This is a genomic window from Massilia antarctica (assembly GCF_015689335.1).
In the GTDB taxonomy this organism is placed as follows: domain Bacteria; phylum Pseudomonadota; class Gammaproteobacteria; order Burkholderiales; family Burkholderiaceae_D; genus Telluria_A; species Telluria_A antarctica.
In genome coordinates this window covers 2,165,187-2,183,624 of record NZ_CP065053.1, presented here as the reverse complement: position 1 = coordinate 2,183,624, position 18,438 = coordinate 2,165,187, and the positions used below count along the sequence as shown (strand labels likewise).

At 62.2% G+C, this 18,438-nt stretch carries 18 protein-coding genes; 5 read left to right on the top strand and 13 right to left on the bottom strand.

Annotation, left to right across the window (positions count from 1 at the left end; translation table 11 throughout):
- Positions 1-32 precede the first annotated feature (32 nt).
- A complete protein-coding gene (locus tag IV454_RS09965) occupies positions 33-689 on the bottom strand; it encodes a response regulator (RefSeq protein ID WP_054265762.1) in 657 nt (218 codons plus the stop codon).
- 310 nt (positions 690-999) lie between these two features.
- Between IV454_RS09965 and IV454_RS09960 the strand changes: the two genes are divergently transcribed.
- The 3 genes from IV454_RS09960 (at position 1,000) to IV454_RS09950 (ending at position 5,210) form a co-directional block, all read left to right on the top strand.
- Positions 1,000-1,668: an energy transducer TonB gene (locus IV454_RS09960; protein ID WP_206091346.1), complete on the top strand. Its 669-nt coding sequence runs from the start codon at positions 1,000-1,002 to the stop codon at positions 1,666-1,668.
- Positions 1,669-1,712: 44 nt separating this feature from the next.
- The gene (locus IV454_RS09955) at positions 1,713-3,473 is read left to right on the top strand and encodes a M28 family peptidase (protein ID WP_206091345.1); all 1,761 of its coding nucleotides are present in this window, start codon (positions 1,713-1,715) and stop codon (positions 3,471-3,473) included.
- Between the two features lie 105 nt (positions 3,474-3,578).
- Positions 3,579-5,210: a M28 family peptidase gene (locus tag IV454_RS09950; RefSeq protein ID WP_206091344.1), complete on the top strand. Its 1,632-nt coding sequence runs from the start codon at positions 3,579-3,581 to the stop codon at positions 5,208-5,210.
- Positions 5,211-5,246: 36 nt separating this feature from the next.
- On the opposite strand, the gene IV454_RS09945 is transcribed toward IV454_RS09950, so the two are convergent.
- The 4 genes from IV454_RS09945 to IV454_RS09930 form a co-directional block, all read right to left on the bottom strand.
- The gene (locus tag IV454_RS09945; protein ID WP_054265758.1) at positions 5,247-5,702 is read right to left on the bottom strand and encodes a tellurite resistance TerB family protein; all 456 of its coding nucleotides are present in this window, start codon (positions 5,700-5,702) and stop codon (positions 5,247-5,249) included.
- 235 nt (positions 5,703-5,937) lie between these two features.
- On the bottom strand, positions 5,938-6,522 hold the full coding sequence (locus IV454_RS09940) for a hypothetical protein (protein ID WP_206091343.1): 585 nt from the start codon (positions 6,520-6,522) through the stop codon (positions 5,938-5,940).
- Positions 6,523-6,630: 108 nt separating this feature from the next.
- Positions 6,631-7,053, bottom strand: a complete 423-nt coding sequence (locus IV454_RS09935; protein ID WP_206091342.1) for a DoxX family protein — start codon at positions 7,051-7,053, stop codon at positions 6,631-6,633.
- Between the two features lie 40 nt (positions 7,054-7,093).
- The gene (locus IV454_RS09930) at positions 7,094-7,936 is read right to left on the bottom strand and encodes a pirin family protein (RefSeq protein WP_206092626.1); all 843 of its coding nucleotides are present in this window, start codon (positions 7,934-7,936) and stop codon (positions 7,094-7,096) included.
- A gap of 115 nt (positions 7,937-8,051) precedes the next feature.
- Here IV454_RS09930 and IV454_RS09925 point away from each other — a divergent pair, with 115 nt between their 5' ends.
- Positions 8,052-8,942 carry a LysR family transcriptional regulator gene (locus IV454_RS09925; protein ID WP_206091341.1) on the top strand — a complete coding sequence of 297 codons (891 nt, stop codon included), beginning with the start codon at positions 8,052-8,054 and terminating at the stop codon, positions 8,940-8,942.
- Positions 8,943-8,950: 8 nt separating this feature from the next.
- On the opposite strand, the gene IV454_RS09920 is transcribed toward IV454_RS09925, so the two are convergent.
- The 5 genes from IV454_RS09920 to IV454_RS09900 all read right to left on the bottom strand — a co-directional run bounded on the left by IV454_RS09920 (position 8,951) and on the right by IV454_RS09900 (position 12,080).
- Positions 8,951-9,469, bottom strand: a complete 519-nt coding sequence (locus IV454_RS09920) for a L,D-transpeptidase family protein (RefSeq protein WP_206091340.1) — start codon at positions 9,467-9,469, stop codon at positions 8,951-8,953.
- An 8-nt stretch (positions 9,470-9,477) separates the two neighbouring features.
- Complete coding sequence (locus IV454_RS09915; protein ID WP_206091339.1) at positions 9,478-10,092, bottom strand: alpha/beta fold hydrolase; 615 nt, start codon at positions 10,090-10,092, stop codon at positions 9,478-9,480.
- Between the two features lie 44 nt (positions 10,093-10,136).
- Complete coding sequence (locus IV454_RS09910; RefSeq protein WP_206091338.1) at positions 10,137-10,532, bottom strand: hypothetical protein; 396 nt, start codon at positions 10,530-10,532, stop codon at positions 10,137-10,139.
- A gap of 91 nt (positions 10,533-10,623) precedes the next feature.
- A complete protein-coding gene (locus IV454_RS09905) occupies positions 10,624-11,010 on the bottom strand; it encodes a VOC family protein (protein ID WP_206091337.1) in 387 nt (128 codons plus the stop codon).
- A 62-nt stretch (positions 11,011-11,072) separates the two neighbouring features.
- Positions 11,073-12,080, bottom strand: a complete 1,008-nt coding sequence (locus IV454_RS09900; protein WP_206091336.1) for a DUF1176 domain-containing protein — start codon at positions 12,078-12,080, stop codon at positions 11,073-11,075.
- 252 nt (positions 12,081-12,332) lie between these two features.
- Here IV454_RS09900 and IV454_RS09895 point away from each other — a divergent pair, with 252 nt between their 5' ends.
- Complete coding sequence (locus IV454_RS09895; protein WP_206091335.1) at positions 12,333-13,172, top strand: hypothetical protein; 840 nt, start codon at positions 12,333-12,335, stop codon at positions 13,170-13,172.
- Positions 13,173-13,375: 203 nt separating this feature from the next.
- On the opposite strand, the gene IV454_RS09890 is transcribed toward IV454_RS09895, so the two are convergent.
- From IV454_RS09890 to rpoC, 3 genes are all read right to left on the bottom strand, one after another.
- Positions 13,376-13,648 carry a type II toxin-antitoxin system RelE family toxin gene (locus tag IV454_RS09890; RefSeq protein WP_206091334.1) on the bottom strand — a complete coding sequence of 91 codons (273 nt, stop codon included), beginning with the start codon at positions 13,646-13,648 and terminating at the stop codon, positions 13,376-13,378.
- Entirely contained in the window at positions 13,626-13,925 is a 300-nt protein-coding gene (locus IV454_RS09885; protein WP_206091333.1) for a type II toxin-antitoxin system Phd/YefM family antitoxin, read from the bottom strand. Before IV454_RS09885 ends, IV454_RS09890 begins: the two co-directional genes overlap by 23 nt.
- Positions 13,926-14,182: 257 nt before the next feature.
- Positions 14,183-18,418 carry a DNA-directed RNA polymerase subunit beta' gene (gene rpoC / locus IV454_RS09880; RefSeq protein ID WP_206091332.1) on the bottom strand — a complete coding sequence of 1,412 codons (4,236 nt, stop codon included), beginning with the start codon at positions 18,416-18,418 and terminating at the stop codon, positions 14,183-14,185.
- Positions 18,419-18,438: the final 20 nt, after the last annotated feature.

Sequence of the window (18,438 nt, the reverse complement as noted above, 5' to 3'; positions counted from 1 at the left end):
TCTCCTCAAGCCTGCGAACACGCGAACTCCCACTATGGCTCGATCAAGCCGTACTTGACGGCCAGCTTGGTGATATAGGCCTGCCGGTGCACGCCCAGCTTTTCCTTGACCGACTGGCTGATATTGCTGATCGTCTTGGTCGACAGATTGAGCTTCTCGGCGATTTCGGCATTGGTCAATCCTTCGGCCATCAGCTTGAAGATCTCCAGCCCGCGCTGGTCGAGCTGCGACTGTGGCGAGGCGTCGCCGCGCACCGACAGATTGGCCAGGCGCTCGGCGATCTGCGGCAGGAAATACAGCTTGCCCTCATGCGCATGGCGCACCGCCGTGGCCAGGTCGGCCGGGTCGCAATCCTTGGTGACGAAGGCGCGCGCCCCCAGACGGTAGGTTTCCTTGATCAGGCTATCCTGGTCGAACTGGCTGAGGAACACGATGCGCGCCGCCGGAAATTTTTGCAGGATGCTCTTGGCCGCGTCCAGCCCGGTCAGCTCGGTACCGAAGCGGATATCGAGCACCAGCACGTCCGGATCGAGGGCGGCATACATCTCTTCGGCTTCATCGGGCGTCTTGGCCTGCCCCACCACATCCATGCCGACACCGGCCAGCGACATGGCGAAACCGGTCATCACAATCGGATGGTCGTCCGCCAGCAAGACCCGAATCGATTTTTGCTCAATCTGCACTTTCATTCTCCACGGGTAAAGGCTGCGTTTGCTTACCCCGCCTTGCCATTGAATCGCATCAATATGTGCGACCCGACCGCAGGCACGCCGCGCCTACCAGATTATTTCACACATCCGCCCCTGACGCGAGCCATGGCCCCGCGGGCAAGATTTGCCAGCAAACTCACCCGGACGGAAGCAATCGCGGCAATAAAATTACTATGAAAACCCTTTTCAATTGCTATGACATAGCATATATTTGATCCATGGACTGGCAGTGAGGCACAACTTCCACCCTGGGGACCCATTTCGTGAACACAACAATACGGAGCACACCATGCATTTCTCTCAACAGCACATTGGCAGCGGCAACAAATTCACCAAAATGGCCATCGTCACCGCACTGCACATCGCCGTTGGCGTGGCGCTCATCCACAATATGAACCGGGTGGCGCCGGTCACCGTCCCCGAAGCGGCGCCGATCGAAGTGACACCCGTGCGCGAAAAACCGCTTGAGCCGCCGCCGGAGCCGGAGCAATTCAAGACCGACCCAGTGGTGCCGCCGCTCCTGATTCCCAAGCCAGTGATCGATATCTTGCCGCCGCCACCGGAGGTGGCCCCCACCGGCACCGTCATCGACAAGGTGGTGCCGCCGCCGGCCGTGATCGACACGGGGCGCAAGGTCGAGCAGGTCATCCCGCCAGCCGTGGTGCAGCCGGCCAAACAGACCCGGACCGCCGTGCTGGCCGACGCTTCCGCCTGCGTCAAGCCGGAATATCCGGCGCGCGCCGCCCGCAATGGCGACACCGGCACCGTCAATCTCGCGCTGCTGGTCGGCGTGGATGGCAAGGTGAGCGACGCCCGCGTCGATAAATCGAGCGGATCGTCTGACCTCGACAAGGCAGCCGTCGCGGCCCTGAGCATGTGCAAGTTCAAGCCGGCCACGACCAACGGCGTGGCCGAGCCGGGATGGGCGCGGATCGCCTACGTCTGGACACTCGACTGAGCGACGCGGCCGGAGGGCTTCACCGGCCCCCGCCTGCCATGCGCATGAACAAATTGACCACCGTGCCGGCCGGCGTCGCGGCACTGGCCGCCGCGCTGCTGATGGCGGCGGTGCTGGGCTGGCTCGCGCTGCGCCCCGCCGCGCTGCCGGCGGCGCCGCCCGATGCCGGTCCGGCGGCGTTTTCGGCCACCCGGGCGCTGGCGCATGCCGCCTTCCTGGCGCAGACGCCGCGCCCCATCGCCAGCGACGCCAATGTGCGCGCCCGCGACTACCTGCTGGAAAAGCTGCGCGCGCTCGGCCTCGACCCGCAGGTGCAGACGGCAACCGTCAGCGGTAGCGAGCGCGATGGCGCCGGCAATGTCCGGCTCACGGTCGCGGTGGTGCACAACATCGTGCTGCGCATCCGTGCCAGCGCGCCGTTGGGCCGCCTGCCGCTGATGCTGGCCTCGCACTACGACAGCGTGCCCGATGCGCCCGACGCCGCCGGCGCCGTGGCGGCCCTGCTCGAATCGCTGCGCGCCCTGCGCCAGGGCCCACCCCTGCGCAATGACCTGATCGTGCTCATCGCCGATGGCGAGCACGCCGGCTCGCTGGGCGCGCGCGCCTTTGTGGAGCAGCATCCGTGGGCCCGCAAGGTCGGCCTGGTACTGCGTTTCGAAGGCGCGCCGGGACCCGGACCAATGACCCTGCAGGGCACCCACGGCGGCAATGGCGCCACCGTGGCGGCATGGGCGCGCCTGGACGCGGCGCCGGCCGGCTCCTCGCGCGGGGCGGCCGGCGCGGCCGATGCATCACCGCTACGCACGCTCGGCCTGGCCGGCATGCGCTTTGCCGGTGCGGCGGACAGCGCCGCCATGCAGCACTGCGGCGACACGATCGTGGCGCTGGCGCGCGCATTCGGCGAACGAGCGCTCGATACCATCGCCGCGCCGGACCGCGTGTACTTCAGCGTGCCGCTGGCCGGCGCGCTGCACTACCCGCAACGCTTCGTCTGGTACATCACGCGGGTCGCTGGCGCGCTATGCCTGCTGGTGTGCTGGGCCACCTTGCGGCATGGCGTGCAGCGCATCGGCCCGCTCGCACTGAGCGGCGCCATGGCCGGCACCCTGGTGGCGCTGATCATCCTGAGCGCGGCAAAGCCGGGCGCCACCTACCTGCTGGCGTGGCCGCTGATCGGCGGGCTGCTGGCCGCCGGTGCGCTGCATCTGCCGCTGGCGGCGGCGCTGTCGCGCCATGCACGCGCTGCCATCCTGGCCGGTGGCACCTTGCCGGCCATCGCGCTCCTGCTGCCGCTGGCGGCAGCAGCATGGGCGCCGCCAGCGGCGTTGCCGGCGCCACCGGAGGCCATCACCTACCTGGCCGACGCCACCACCTGGAAATCGTACTGGCTCGACACCACCGGCGCGCGTGCGTCGACGGCGGCGCCGCGCACCGGCATCGCCTTTCCGCACATCGCCATGCTCAAGGACGACAACACGCCAGCCAGGCGCCAGGTGGCGTTTGCGCTGACGTCGAAAAACGCCGCGCCGACCATCGAACTGCGGGTCGATGGCGCGCGGGTGCTGGCCGCGCGCCTCGACGGCTGTGCGCTGGCGACGCAACGCGCCGGCAACTGGACCTTGACCCTGTACGGCATGGGCGAGCGGCGCCTGCACGTCGCGCTGGAGCTGGAAGGCGGCGCCAGCGCGCGCATTCATATCCAGGAGTCGATCCCGGGCTTGCCGGCCGACGCCATCCCAGGCGAGCGTACGCACACGACGCGCGGCGGCCGCACGCTTTCCACGGACATGCTGGTGCTGCGTTAGAACCGTACAATTTCCTTTGCAAACGGCGTGGCGGAATGGCATACAATGTTTCGCTCCGCCCCCCGTGGGCGCCGTATTTACCACCCTCCACCGCACTAGGAACCCATGCAAAAGATGCTTTCCGCCCTCGTCAGCACGGCCCTGGCTACCAGCCTGGCCGCAGCTTTCCCCGCGTACGCCGCCGGCGCCGCCTCCGTCCCCATCGTCAAGGAAGCGCCGCTGCGCGCCCACCTGTCGTTCCTGTCGAGCGATGTGCTCGAAGGACGCGGCACCGGCCAGCGCGGCGGCGACCTGACCGTGGCCTACCTTGAATCGCAGGCGCTGGCCGCCGGCCTCAAACCGGGCAACGGCGGCAGCTTCCGCCAGTCGGTCAAGATCGCTGGTGTGAAGGCCACGCCGGACAGCAGCAGCGTGGCGCTGGAAGCGGGCGGCAAGGCGCAGGCGCTCACCTTCGGCAAGGACTGGGTGTGGGCACCGGGCGACGCCAAGCCCGTGCACGCGATGGATGCGGAACTGGTCTTCGTCGGCTACGGCATCACCGCGCCGGAAGAAGGCTGGGACGACTACAAGGGCATGGACGTCAAGGACAAAGTGCTGGTCATGATGGTCAACGACCCGGCGCCGACGGCGGCGGAGCCGAACCGCTTCAACGGCAAGGGCCTGACCTACTACGGCCGCTGGACCTACAAATTCGAAGAAGCCGCGCGCCACGGCGCCGCCGGCGTGCTGCTGATTCACACCGATGCCTCGGCCTCGTATGGCTGGAGCGTGGTGCAGAACAGCTGGCTGAGCGAACGCTTCCAGCTGGCGCAGGGCAAACTGGGCGCGAATATGCAGGGCTGGATGACGGAAGCGGCCGCGCGCACCCTGTTCAGCGCAGCCGGCGAAGACCTGGATTCGCTGCGCGGCGCCGCCGAGACCAAGGACTTCAAGCCGGTGGCCCTGAAAGCGAAGGTCAAAGGCGAGATGAAGGCGGCCGTGCGCATGGTCGAACAGTTCAACGTGGCCGGCGTGGTGCCGGGCACCGATCCGAAGCTCAAGGACGAAGTGGTGATCTACAGCGCCCACTGGGATCACCTGGGCAAGCAAGGCGACGGCGCCGATACCATCTACAACGGCGCGGTCGACAATGCCTCCGGCAGCGCCGGCCTGCTGGCGATGGCGCAGGAAGCGGCGCGCACGCCGGCCAAACGCAGCCAGATGTTCCTGTGGGTGGCGGCCGAAGAACAGGGCCTGCTGGGCAGCGCGGCGTACGCCAGCAGCCCGCTGTGGCCCGCGAATAAAACCGCGGCCAACCTGAACCTGGACAGCCTCAATTTCGTCGGCGCGGCCAAGGATATCAGCACCCAGGGCAGCGAACGCACGGAACTGGGCGCGATGGCGGAAGCGACCGCGAAAGCGATGCATCTGGCGGTGCGCAAGCCGGAGCCGGACCTGGCGGGCGGCTACTTCCGCAGCGACCATTTCAGCTTCGCGAAAGCCGGCATTCCAGCCTTTTCGATCGAAGGCGGCAAGGATTACGTGAAGGATCCCGCAGGGAGCAAGGCCAAGGAAGATGCGTACCAGGCACGCTACCATCAGGTGAGCGACGAGTACGATCCGGCCTGGGACTTGTCGGGCATGGTGCAGCAGGCGCAGTTCACCTTGAACCTGGGTTTGCGCGTGGCGAACGCAGCGGCGATGCCGGCCTGGAAAGCCGGCGACGCCTTCGGCAAGGTCCGCCTGTCAGGCAAATAAACAGCATGGGGTGGGCTTGCAGCCTACCCCATCTTCTTATTGCAGTTCGAATTCGGCCGGGCTCAGGCCCAGTTCCTTGCAAATCTTGACCGCCACGACCTTTTCGGTGGCGTCGAAATTGCCGTCGGCCGCAGCGATGGCGATCACCATGCGCACCAGCAGGCGCGCCGCCTCGACGTTCGATTTCATCTTGCCCAGTGCCTGATAGGCTTTCGATTCACCGATATCCTTGTCGAATTCGAGCTGGCCTACATGGTCCTGGAAAGCCTTGATCACATCGCTGGTGGTGAACACCGACAACGCGTCGTGGGTCTCGATGAACTTGACCATTTTTTGCTTCTCTTCCGACGAGATATTACCGTCCGCCATGGCGATCAGCGCCGAACCGGCCATGGCCGCGTTCATGAAATCCTTGTTCTTGAATTTCAGGACGTCCGTTTTGATTTCACCGGCTTTGGTTTTCAGTCGAGTCAGAAAATTGTCGAAACTCATGGTGTACTCCGGTTTGCTAGGTTGATAAGAACGGCAATCTTACTCCGATTTCCGGCCAGGCTGCGGCAAACCAGTGATCCTTTAAACTGCCCGTAACAAAGGCCTGCCAGGAAGCGCGCGTGGCAAGTCGGATCGACGCTGCGTGGCAGCGTCTGCAGCGGCGTTCAGGCATTGCTGGCCCTGCGCGCTGCGGACCACATCGCGCGCCCCTTCATCGGAGACTGTGAGGAATCGGTCAGTTGTCGATGAGACGGTTGTTCAGCGCGTCTTTGCAGTCCCGCTCAGTCATCGTGCCGATCTGCGCATATGCCAGGTGCGGGCCGGCTGTACGCATCGCCAAAATCGCCTGCTCAAGTTCCGCGCCGCGGCTGAGGTAACGCATGTGTGCGCGCAGCTCGGGTATCTCCACACCCGGGTTAGCGCGCTGAAGAAGTTTTATCGCGTCCACCAGTTTATGTGCACGCATCATGTCATGCACTTCTGGCGGTACCTCGGTGACCAAGATTTCCATGCCAAAGCGCAGATGAAGGATGCGCTCGAATTCGTCCGCCCGATGCGGCAAGCCATCATGTGACTTATTTTCCGCCCCCCACAACAGATGGGCTTTGCGGCATGCATTGCAGTAGCGCACGCGGTAAATGATTTCGTCGTTTACCCCGCACCCGCCCCGCACCATTAATTTCGACTTAGGAAACAGGTTCCGGTGGGCCTTGTTGAACGCTTCGCTATAGCGGAACAATCCGTACGAAATTATGACCACCCCATCATTGAGCGGATCGCCGTGAACCGGGCAGTGCGTATCGAGGTCTTCCAGCAGCATGAGGTGATCCGTTTCTGTCAGCTTGGATGGCAACTGCCCGGCTAAGCCTGGCCTTACAGGATTTTAACGGAGCGCCGAACTCGACGCTCCTTTCGGCCAAAACAGCGATTAGGCAAGCTGGCGACTAGTCGTGCCAGCGGCTGCCGACTCCAGGCTGTACGCACCGGCGCCAAAGGCGACCACTTGCAGCAAGCCTCCAGCCATGGCCAGGTTTTTCAGCAGGTGAATCAGCTGGTTCTGGTCGCCGATCGCATGGTGGAACACCAGGCCGGTCACGATCGAAAACAGCGCCAGCCCGAGTGCCACCAGCCGTGTTTTGAAGCCGACGGCGAGCATCAGGCCACCGACCAGTTCGACCGCAATGGCGATCACCAGGCCGACCGAAGCCAGCGGCATGCCCATGGCCTCCATGTAGCCGATGGTGGCCCCCGGCGCCATGATTTTACCGATCCCGCTGAAGATGAAGATCGCAGCCAGCAGCACGCGGCCGATGACGGGGATAACGGAAGTGTTGTGAGTCGTGGTGTTCATGGTATTTCCCTTCAATTCAGATGATGAATATGGTGGTCGCTTACATCAATTTCGCCGCGCGCAGCTGGGTGCCGATGCGCTCGATTTCCTTTTCGCCCTTCGCCAGCGCCGCCGCGCTGGTGTGCACCGAGTAGTAACCCGTCACCAGGTCGTGCGGATGCTTGGGGGCCGAGCCGAGCACAAACTGCGTTGCACCCTGGGCCACGACATCGATCGCGCCCTCGCCTTCTTCAAACACGGCCACTTCGCGCTTGACCACCGTACCCGCCGTTTGCACGGCACCGCTGGCCACCGACACCCAGGCAACGTCATGGCCGGCCGGTGGCGTGTAGGTCCATCGTTCGCCATCGGCCAAGGTCACATGCAGATAGTTGATCGATGCGCGCGGACGAATGGCGCTGCTGGCATTGCCATAATTGCCGATGATGACGCGCGCCGGACCATGGCTCTGCACTTCCTGCGGCGCCAGATACTGGCTTTGCGCGGGGCCGTTTTCATCTTCTTCCGGCAGGGCAAGCCAGAGCTGGAAGCCTTCGACCTGCTGGCCGGGGACCGCGCCGCCGTCGTGCCAGACGCCGCCGCCGGCGCTCATCCACTCCACGCCGCCGGCCGGCAGGATGCCTTGATGGCCGGTCGTTTCCTTGTATTCGACGGCGCCGTCGAGCACCACGGTGACGGTGGCGATGCCCGAATGCGGGTGCATGCCCATGTTGCTGCCGTTCGCGCCCAGCTTGAACAGGTCGAGGAAGACGAACGGTTTGATCAACTGGCCGATGTCGCCGGGGCTGACCAGGCGGTTGATGCCGCCACGGGTGTGGCCTGCGGAACGCAGCGTCACCTGACGCTGGGCTGCCGCGGTTTGCTTGAGTTGCGCTTGATTCATGTTCATGACCTACTCCATTCTTCTCGGTTGTTAGTACATGAAGTGAATCTTATGCCTGCTCGAAGCATCTTAGAAGCCTATATAATCAGATCGATAGTATCCAAGGAATAGATATATGCTTGACGGGATGTCGATGGACCAGTTGCGGACTTTTATTGCCGCCGCCGATGAAGGGAGTTTCTCGGCGGCGGGCCGCAAGCTGCGCCGTGCGCAGTCGGTGGTGAGCACGACCCTGGCGAACCTGGAGTTGCAGGTGGGGTTTGCGCTGTTCGAGCGGACCGGCCGCTATCCCCGGCTGACCGAGGCTGGCCGGGCGATGCTGGAGCTGGCGCGCACGGCCGCGCACGGCATGGATGAATTCAAGGCCAAGGCGCGCAGCCTGGCCGAGGGACTGGAACCCGAGCTGGCAGTGGCGGTGGATGTGATGTATCCGATTGCCAATCTGACCGCAGCCGTGCAAGCGTTTCACGCGGCGTTTCCCTCGACGCCGTTACGTCTGTACGTTGAAGCGCTGGGTGCGGTACTGCAGCCTTTGCTGGACGGGAATTGCCGGGTCGCGGTGATCGGCTCGCTGCCGGAAATTCCGGCCGGCTGCGCGTCCGAGTTTTTGTTGAGCGTGGCGGCGGTGACGGTGGTCGCGCCAACGCATCCGCTGGCGGCGCTGCAAAGCATGGTGCCGCGTTCCGCCGCGGCCGAGCATATCCAGCTGGTGTTGACGGACCGCTCATCGCTCACCGCAGGGCGCAATTTCGGGGTGGTCTCGGCGCGCGTGTGGCGCCTGGCGGACCTGGGCGCGAAGCATGCCTTCCTGCGCGCCGGACTGGGGTGGGGGCACATGCCGCTGCACATGGTCGAGGCGGACATTCGCAGCGGCGCGCTGGTGCCGATCCAGATTGACATCTTCGCGACGGCCGGGCCGGGGTTTTCCATGCATGCGATCCACCTGGCGGACAATCCGCCGGGCCGCGCCGGCCGCTGGTTCATCGACCAGCTGAAACAGGGCTGAGCCGCGGCTTATGGTCGAATGCTGATCTTGTCGCCCGGGCGGACGAGGTCGTACAGCACGCGCATCGGTTGATCGTCGAGGGCGATGCAGCCCCAAGTCCAGTCGCTGCCCGCGCCTTTTCCATGGATGAAAATATCGCCGCCCATGGGCGTGTGCTGGGACGGCGCGCCTCCTTGTTTGATGGCGTCCGCAATGGCCGCGTGCTGCCGTGGCGTGATGATGCCCGACTTGGCGGCCACGACGGCATCATCGAGATTGGGGTAGCTGATGCCGAGCGACAGATAAAACTGGCTCTGCGGATTTTTATGCGTGATGAGGTAATTTCCCTCGGGCGTTTTGCGGTCGCCCTGGCGCAGCTTGCGGCTGGTTGGAGAGGCGCCCAGGCCGATCTTGAAGCGGCGGATCACGCCGTCAGCCTTGTATTCCAGGATGCGTTTCGCCTTGAACACGGTGATGTGCGCGGCCCACGCGGGCAAACTGCTGAGCAAGAGGAAAAAGAAGCTGGCCAAAAAGAAATAGTTACGCATGAGGTGAATCAGGCGGCGAAGGCAAGATGCGCGTCGATCAGTGGTGCAATGGTGGCGGCCATCCGGTTGGCCAGATCGTGGCCGCCACCGGCGATGACGTGCAGGTGGCTATCAGGAAGCAAGCCATTTAGCCTGGTACCGACCGCGACCGGACTGATCGGATCGGCGTCGCCCCACAGCAGCAAGGTGGGCATGCGGAGGGTTTTGATGGCGGCGCTGAGGTCAGCCCGATAATCGGTCAGCCAGCGCGGCACAGCCGGGTTGGCTGCCAGGAAAGCGCCGCGCCAATCCTCGGCATGCAGGTCGGTCATATCGACGCCCCCCGACGTGACGGCCAGCACCAGATGGGTGACCAGGTCCGGCCGCCGCAGCGCAGCCTGGATGGCAACGACGCCGCCCATCGACTGCGCGATCAATGCGCAGGGCCGGTCGATCTGGTCCAGCACCAGGGCGACCAGGCCATCCATGCCATCGATGCGGGGATCGGCTGGCACCACGCCAAAGCCGGGCCAGCCAAGCAGGCAGCGCGATGCCGGATGCACCAGCGCGTCGGACACGGGCTGCCAGAAGGCCGGATCGCCCCCGGCGCCGGGAAGGAAGATCAGTTTTTCTGGCATGGACATGGTGAACTTTTTTGAAGATATGGATGAGTGGATGTGGCCATGGCCTACCACCATGCGTAGCGGAACCAGTCGCGCCGTATGCCGATCAGCAATGCGGGCATGAGGACGAGCGTCGCCGTGATCACGATGTAAAACCAGGCCAGCACGGTCGACATGTTCAGCATCGTGTGCAGGACCGACCCCTGCGGCACCGGGCCATCGAACACGGTGAGCGCGAGCGGGCTGGCGAAGGCAATCGCTACGCTGAAACAGGAGGCAAAAAGCCGTCCCCAGGCGACGCGGCGGTACATTCCGACAATGCCGCCGCAGAGAAATAGCAAGAGCATCAGTTCCACGTAAAAACGCGACGCGTCACCAAGATAACGCTGTACCGAGCGCACGGCCGCATACGCAAAGACGGCGATCAAGAGATAGTGAGCGAAGCGGGCATAAGCAGGCATAGCAAGCATTCAGTAAGGTGTTTGGCGTGCAAGCGACGCCGGGTCGACGGCGGCGCTGCCGGCGATGGTCATCAAGCCACCGGGCTGAAGCTTATTTGCCATCCGGCGCTTGCCATAATTCGAGCTTGTTGCCGTCAGGGTCGATCACCCATCCAAACTTGCCTTGCTCCGACTCGTCGACCTTGTCTTCCACCGCGCAGCCTTCGGCGCGCAGCGCGGCCAGCAGGGCGTGCAAGTCGTCGACCCGATAGTTGATCATGAAGGACGCGGAACTCGGCGCAAAGTGCTTCGTGTCTTGCTGGAACGGACTCCACACCGTGGTGCCCGTTCCGGCCGGATTGCCCGGCCCCGCCCATTGGAAGGCGACGCCGCCCCATTCCTCGACCGCGAAACCAAGATGGACCCGATACCATTCGGCCAGCCGCTGCGGGTCCGGGGATTTGAAGAATATGCCGCCAATGCCGGTAACACGTTTCATATGGACTCCTTTGTCATCGTAGGTTGGTAAGGCGGGCGTTTCCGCCTGTCGGCAATCATGCCCTATTTCGGCGCCAGAGCGGCGGTCCAGGTGCGCAAGGAAATTCCCTCGGGGAAGCCGCGGCACATCGTGGCGCGCGTCGCATCGAGCAGCTTGAAGCCCTGCGCCGTCCACAGCCATTTGGTCGACGTGCCGCACTCGGCCGTGGCCTGCAACTTATCGTACGAGCTCAATACACCATCGTCGAACCCGCCGTTGGCAACGCTGTTGTCATGGTTGTCCGCGAGGCGCGGCAAGACCGCCGGCACGGGCGCATAGGGCGGTTTGGCGTTGGCGATCCAGACGTCGGACGCGGATTGATAGCTGCCGTGCCCGCACTGGATCATGACCAGCACTTTGCCGCCCGACGGCCGGTCCAGGCTGCGTACCATGCTGTCAGGGTCCTGCTCGTCGCGACTGCAATCGCGCTTGCCGATCGACTTGAGGATTGCCGCGAGCAAGCGCTGGTCGGTGGGGCCGGCCCGATCCAGCCGCGCCGCGCGCAGCACGGGAACGGGGAGCGCAGGCAGCACTGACGATTCGCTTTTGGTACCTTTGCGCACCAGGGCGCCCGGCGTGCCTACCCTTCCCTGCACGTCATCGATCTTGAGCAAGGCAGCACTGGCGCCGTTGAGCGACACGGCCCAGTGGCGCGCGCCGGCCCGGATCTCGGCGCGCTCGCCCTTGAGCAAGGCAGGGATCAAGCGGGCGGCTTTGTCCTCGTCGATCTCCTGTTCAGGAACCACGTCGTGCAGGACCACCTGGCCGACCGTGATACTGACTTTATCCGGAACATTACCCCTGCCGGTGTCGAGCATCAAGGTGAGCGAGGCCGGCTGTTCCGGGCCGGCCTCGCGCACCAGATGCAGGGCGACCGGCTCCTCGCCGGCGCTGTCGCGCTGAAAGCCGACGGCTTCGCAGCGCCGCGTGTTGTCGCAGGCGACGGCCCAGTCGCCGTACTCGACGTCGATTGCGTTCGCGGCGCTGGTTGCCAAGCCAAGCAGGATGGCGATCGCGTGGCTTGCTTTCATGCGGACTCCGTGTCGAGGTTGAACCGGCCTGATGAATCACATCGGCCGGATTTGAAATATTTTTAAAGTGTCAATTAAACCTGGGAAAGCGTCAAGGCCAACATCGACGGCCCATCAGATGTACGCGGCGTTGATAGCAAGACGGCGTTGGCTGTACACGCGCTTGACAGGCGTGGCGCGGCCACGGCCATCAATCCTTTAAAAATCAGTCACTTGGAAAAGTCGCGGAAGTGGCACAGAGCTTGCGTATAGATGAGTACGGAAAATTTTTCAGCAGGCGAGGATACGATGACGGCAGCGGCATATGAGCATTTCAGGACCGAAGGCTATGCCTTGGCAGGCGAGGCGCACGATTTGCAGCGCCGCGTGAGCTTGTATCGGCGCGTCTACCAGGACTCCGGCAAGCGGCTGACGTTCGCCTTGATCGCCGCGCACGGCACTTTGTGGGCGTCGGGCTATTTCAAGATGGGAACCCTGGGGGCGCGCATCGCCTCGCTACCGTGGCTGTGCGTGCCGGGCGCGCGCGCGCAGAAGCTTGCCGCGGTTGCCGCATTTCTGGACCATTTTCGCAGTATCAACCGCCAAGTCTGCGCCGAGTCGTACGCTATTTTCTACTACACCGGACAGTATGGCGGCAGCGCCTTCATTCGGTCGGTGATCGGTGACCGCTTTGCCGATTTGCTGGTCGCATGCCATGCTTCCTGCGCGGCCGGGACCGTGTATTCCCGCCATCAACGCGAAGCGCTGTTTCACGCGCTTATCGATTGGGAGCAGGAGCATATCGTCGTACCGGGCGTGGAGAAAGCCTTCGCCGGCTTCGACTGGCCGCTGATTGCCTGGGTAGCCAGGCGTCCGGTGATCCGGTTTGCCTATTTCGGCAAGCACGACCGCCTGCGCTTCAGCGATTTCGCACGCAAGGATGAACGCCTGAGCGCAGGCATGCAAGCCTGCCGGATCGCGGAGGAGCTGGGGCTGCAAGCAGTCGAAGATGCGCTGGGTGGGTCGAGGCCGGCGCCGGCGCGGGTGTCTGGCAGCTGGGGAAGCGTGGCGAGCTTATGGGGTGGCTTAGCCAAGTTCAAGTCCCAGCTGTGACGAGGTAAGCGCCAGCGATGCCAGGACTAGTTTGGCCATGTGCACCATGCCCCTCGGTCCACTGTCAGCATCCATACAATAGCTTGTCGGCAACCCTGCTGCGACTCCAACACCAACCAATGCATTTCTGATTCAGGAGGCGTTACCTGCGCTATTGCCAGGGTGGATGCGGTTTGTAGTTTGCATGACGCCTCAAACCTGCTCTACTTTTGCCGCAACCGCTTGTAGACCTCATCATCATTACGCTTTCCGATGACGAGTACCTCTATCTCTTCATCACTGTCTACATAAATAATTCTGTACTCGCCGGCATCAACGCGTCGTTCGGCGTGTCTGGACACCTTAAGACACTGACTGTCTTGCGGACGAGAATTTTCAAGAAGCGTTGTGATGGCCTTGCCAACTTGCCTGTACTGTTTTGCATCCAGGCTTCCCCAAAACTTCGCCGCACTCTTACTTAGCCTTAGCGTTTTCATGTCCGCTATTCCTAAGTCGGCGAAGTAGGCCTTCCACTTCTTCCTGCTCTGCGAAACCTTCCTTGCGCGCGACTTCTGCCTGAAACGTCCACAGCTGGTCCTCAAGATTCTCCAGCCTCTCCAGCATGGCCTCGTAGGCCGATTTTGAAACCAGATAAGCGGTGACCCGATCATCCATGGTAATGCCGACTGGCTGCCCCAAGGCTGTGTCCAGCAACTCTGCAAAACGCGTCGTCGCATCCGCAGCACTGAATGTGGTGAGATTTGATGCCTTCATGCTAGTTCTCCAGATAACATCGAAGCGATCAACATGTTCAGGCACACTTGCACCCTGCTTCGACGTTCGTGACAAACGATCAAACCAGTATGGTCGCCTCTAAAAAACGCGTCAAATGGCACACGGGCGGAACGCGTTGAATGCGGATCGGCTTTGATGTCGCGCAATGGGCTTGCCGGAAGGCACGTGCGACGCGCATAAAAAAACGGCACCGAGGATCGCTCCCCGGTGCCGTTTTTGCTTGCGTTAAAGCTAGATTACGCTTCGTCGCTGTGCTGTGCCGCCGTGTTGTCTTCCATGGCTTGCAGCTCGGTCGCCATGTTTGCTTTTTCAGCATCCAGCAGCGCCTTGCGCTCTTCCACTTCCCACGCCTCTTTCTCTTTCTTGGCGCGGTGGAAGGCCAGACCGGTACCGCCAGGAATCAGGCGGCCGACGATGACGTTCTCTTTCAGGCCGCGCAACGAATCGCGCTTGCCCATGATCGCCGCTTCGGTCAGCACGCGGGTGGTTTCCTGGAACGATGCTGCCGAGATGAACGAATCGGTCGACAACGATGCCTTGGTAATACCCAGCAGTACGTTTTCATACGTCGCAGGGATCTTGCCGGCAGCAATCACGCGATCGTTTTCGTCCAGCAGCTCCGAACGCTCGACCTGTTCGCCGACGATGTAGTTCGCATCGCCCGCTTCCACGATCTGCACGCGGCGCAGCATCTGGCGCACGATCACTTCGATGTGCTTGTCGTTAATCTTCACGCCTTGCAGACGGTACACGTCCTGCACTTCGTCAACGATGTAACGCGCCAGCGCTTCGATACCCAGCAGACGCAGGATGTCTTGCGGATCGGCCGGGCCGTCCACGATCATCTCGCCCTTGTTCACTACCTGGCCGTCGTGAACCAGCACTTGCTTGTCCTTGGTGATCAGGAACTCGTGCTTGTTGCCGTCCATGTCCGTGATTTCCAGACGCTGCTTGCCCTTGGTTTCTTTACCAAACGCAACCGTACCCGTGACTTCCGCCAGCATGCCGGCGTCTTTCGGCGAACGCGCTTCGAACAGCTCGGCAACCCGTGGCAGACCACCGGTAATGTCGCGCGTTTTTTGCGATTCGGTCGGGATACGTGCCAGCACTTCGCCGACCGATACCGATTGACCGTCTTTGACCATGATCAGCGCGCCGACCTGGAAGCCGATCGCCACCGAGTGTTCGGTACCGGCAATCTTGACTTCTTCGTTGACGTCGTTGAGCAGCTTGACTTGCGGACGCAAGGTCTTGGTCAGGGAACCGCGACGCTTCGCATCGATCGCCACCAGGGTAGCCAGACCGGTCACATCATCAACCTGGCGTGCAACGGTGACGCCTTCTTCGACGTTCTCGAAGCGGACGGTACCGGCGTACTCGGTAATGATCGGACGGGTCAGCGGATCCCAGGTTGCCAGGGCCGTACCGGCCTTGATGACCATGCCATCCTTGACGATCAGGGTCGCGCCGTACGGCACTTTATGACGCTCGCGCTCACGGCCGTGGTCGTCCGTGATCAACACTTCGCCGGAACGGGAAATGACGATCTGGGCGCCCTTGCCATTGGTAACGTAACGCATGGTCGCGGTGAAACGGATGGTACCGTTCGACTTCGCTTCCACCGACGAGGCCACTGCCGCACGCGATGCCGCACCACCAATGTGGAAGGTACGCATGGTCAGCTGGGTACCCGGCTCACCAATCGACTGCGCAGCGACAACACCAACCGCTTCGCCGGCGTTGACCAGCATGCCGCGGCCCAGGTCGCGGCCATAGCACTTGGCGCACAGGCCGAAGCGCGTGTCGCAAGTGAGTGGCGTGCGAACCTTGACTTCGTCGATCGACAGGCGTTCGATTTCTTCGACCATGTCTTCGTCGAGCAGGGTGCCGGCTTCGTACAAGGTTTCCTGGGTTTCAGGATTGACGACGTCATGCACGTTGACACGGCCGAGGATACGGTCGCGCAGCGGCTCGATGACTTCACCGCCTTCGACCATCGCCTTCATCAGCGCGCCGTTGGTAGTACCGCAATCGTCCTCGATCACAACCAGATCCTGGGTCACGTCGACCAGACGGCGGGTCAGGTAACCCGAGTTCGCCGTTTTCAGTGCCGTATCGGCCAGACCTTTACGAGCGCCGTGGGTCGAAATGAAGTACTGCAACACGTTCAGACCTTCGCGGAAGTTCGCGGTAATCGGCGTTTCGATAATCGAACCATCCGGCTTGGCCATCAGGCCTCGCATACCAGCCAACTGGCGAATCTGGGCTGCCGAACCACGCGCGCCCGAGTCGGCCATCATGTAAATCGCGTTGAACGATTCCTGGGTTGATTTCGTCCCGTCGCGCTTCACGACATCTTCTACTTTCAACTGGTCCATCATCGCCTTGCCGACTTCGTCCGAGGTCTTGCCCCAGATGTCGACGACCTTGTTGTAACGCTCGCCTGCGGTGACCAGACCGGAAGCGTACTGCTGCTCGATCTGCTTGACTTCCTGCTCGGCGGCGGAAATCAGGGTGACTTTTTGTGGTGGTACCAGCATGTCGTCGACGCAGATCGAGATACCGGCGCGCGTCGCGAGACGGAAACCGGACTGCATCAGCTTGTCGGCGAACACGACGGTGGCACGCAGCCCGCACTTGCGGAACGACGTGTTGATCAGCTTCGAAATCTCTTTCTTCTTCAGGGCACGGTTCAGTACGGAGAACGGCAAGCCCTTCGGCAGGATTTCGGACAGGATCGCACGGCCGACCGTGGTTTCGTAGCGCGTGACGGTGCGCACGAATTCGTCGGTCTCGACATCCTTCGGGTTCTCGACGATACGCACGGTAATGCGGGTCGTCAGTTCGACTTCCTTGTTGTCGTAGGCGCGGATCACTTCCGAGACGTCGGTAAACAGCATACCTTCGTTCTTGGCGTTGATCGCTTCGCGGGTCGCGTAGTACAGACCGAGCACGATATCCTGGGACGGTACGATCGACGGTTCGCCGTTCGACGGGAACAAGATGTTGTTCGACGCCAGCATCAGGGTACGCGCTTCCATCTGCGCTTCGATCGACAGTGGGACGTGGACCGCCATCTGGTCACCGTCGAAGTCGGCGTTGAACGCGGCGCAGACGAGTGGGTGCAGCTGGATGGCCTTGCCTTCAATCAGGACTGGCTCGAAGGCCTGGATACCCAGACGGTGAAGCGTAGGCGCACGGTTGAGCATGACCGGATGTTCGCGGATCACGTCTTCCAGGATGTCCCACACGACCGGTTCCTGGATCTCGACCAGCTTTTTGGCGGCCTTGATCGTCGTTGCCAGACCCATCAGTTCGAGCTTGTTGAAAATGAATGGCTTGAACAGTTCCAGGGCCATCAGTTTCGGCAAGCCGCACTGGTGCAGTTTGAGCTGAGGACCGACCACGATGACCGAACGGCCCGAATAGTCGACGCGCTTGCCCAGCAAGTTCTGACGGAAACGGCCGCCTTTACCCTTGATCATTTCAGCGAGCGACTTCAGCGGACGCTTGTTGGCGCCGGTCATCGCTTTACCGCGACGGCCGTTATCCAGCAGCGAATCGACCGCTTCTTGCAGCATGCGCTTTTCGTTACGCGTAATGATTTCCGGAGCGCGCAATTCCATCAGGCGCTTCAGGCGGTTATTACGGTTGATGACGCGGCGATACAGGTCGTTCAGGTCGGAGGTCGCAAAGCGGCCGCCGTCCAGTGGCACCAGCGGACGCAGTTCCGGCGGCAGCACTGGCAGCACTTCCATGATCATCCAGTCCGGCTTGATGCCCGAACGCTGGAATGCCTCGAGCACCTTGAGGCGCTTGGCGTATTTCTTGATCTTCGCTTCGGACTTCGATTCCTTCAGTTCCACGCGCAGGGCTTCGGCATCGCGGTGGATGTCGATCGAGCGCAGCAGTTCACGGATACCTTCGGCGCCCATGAAGGCGGTGAAGTCGTCGCCGTACTCTTCGTACTTGGCGGCGTAGTCGTCTTCCGACATGATCTGGCACTTCTTCAGCGGGGTCATGCCTGGATCGGTGACCACATATGCTTCGAAGTACAGAACGCGTTCGATGTCCCGCAGGGTCATGTCGAGGACCATGCCCAGACGCGACGGCAAGGACTTCAGGAACCAGATGTGCGCGGTTGGCGAAGCGAGCTCGATGTGGCCCATGCGCTCACGGCGCACCTTGGCCAGGGTAACTTCGACGCCGCACTTTTCGCAGATCACACCGCGGTGTTTCAGGCGCTTGTACTTACCGCACAGGCACTCGTAGTCCTTGATAGGACCAAAGATTTTGGCGCAGAACAGACCGTCGCGTTCTGGCTTGAAGGTACGGTAGTTGATGGTTTCCGGCTTTTTTACTTCGCCGTAGGACCACGAACGGATTTTTTCAGGCGACGCCAGACCAATCTTGATCGCGTCGAACGTTTCGTTTTGCTGAACTTGCTTGAATAGATCGAGCAGTGCTTTCATGTATCACTCCAGGTGATTGA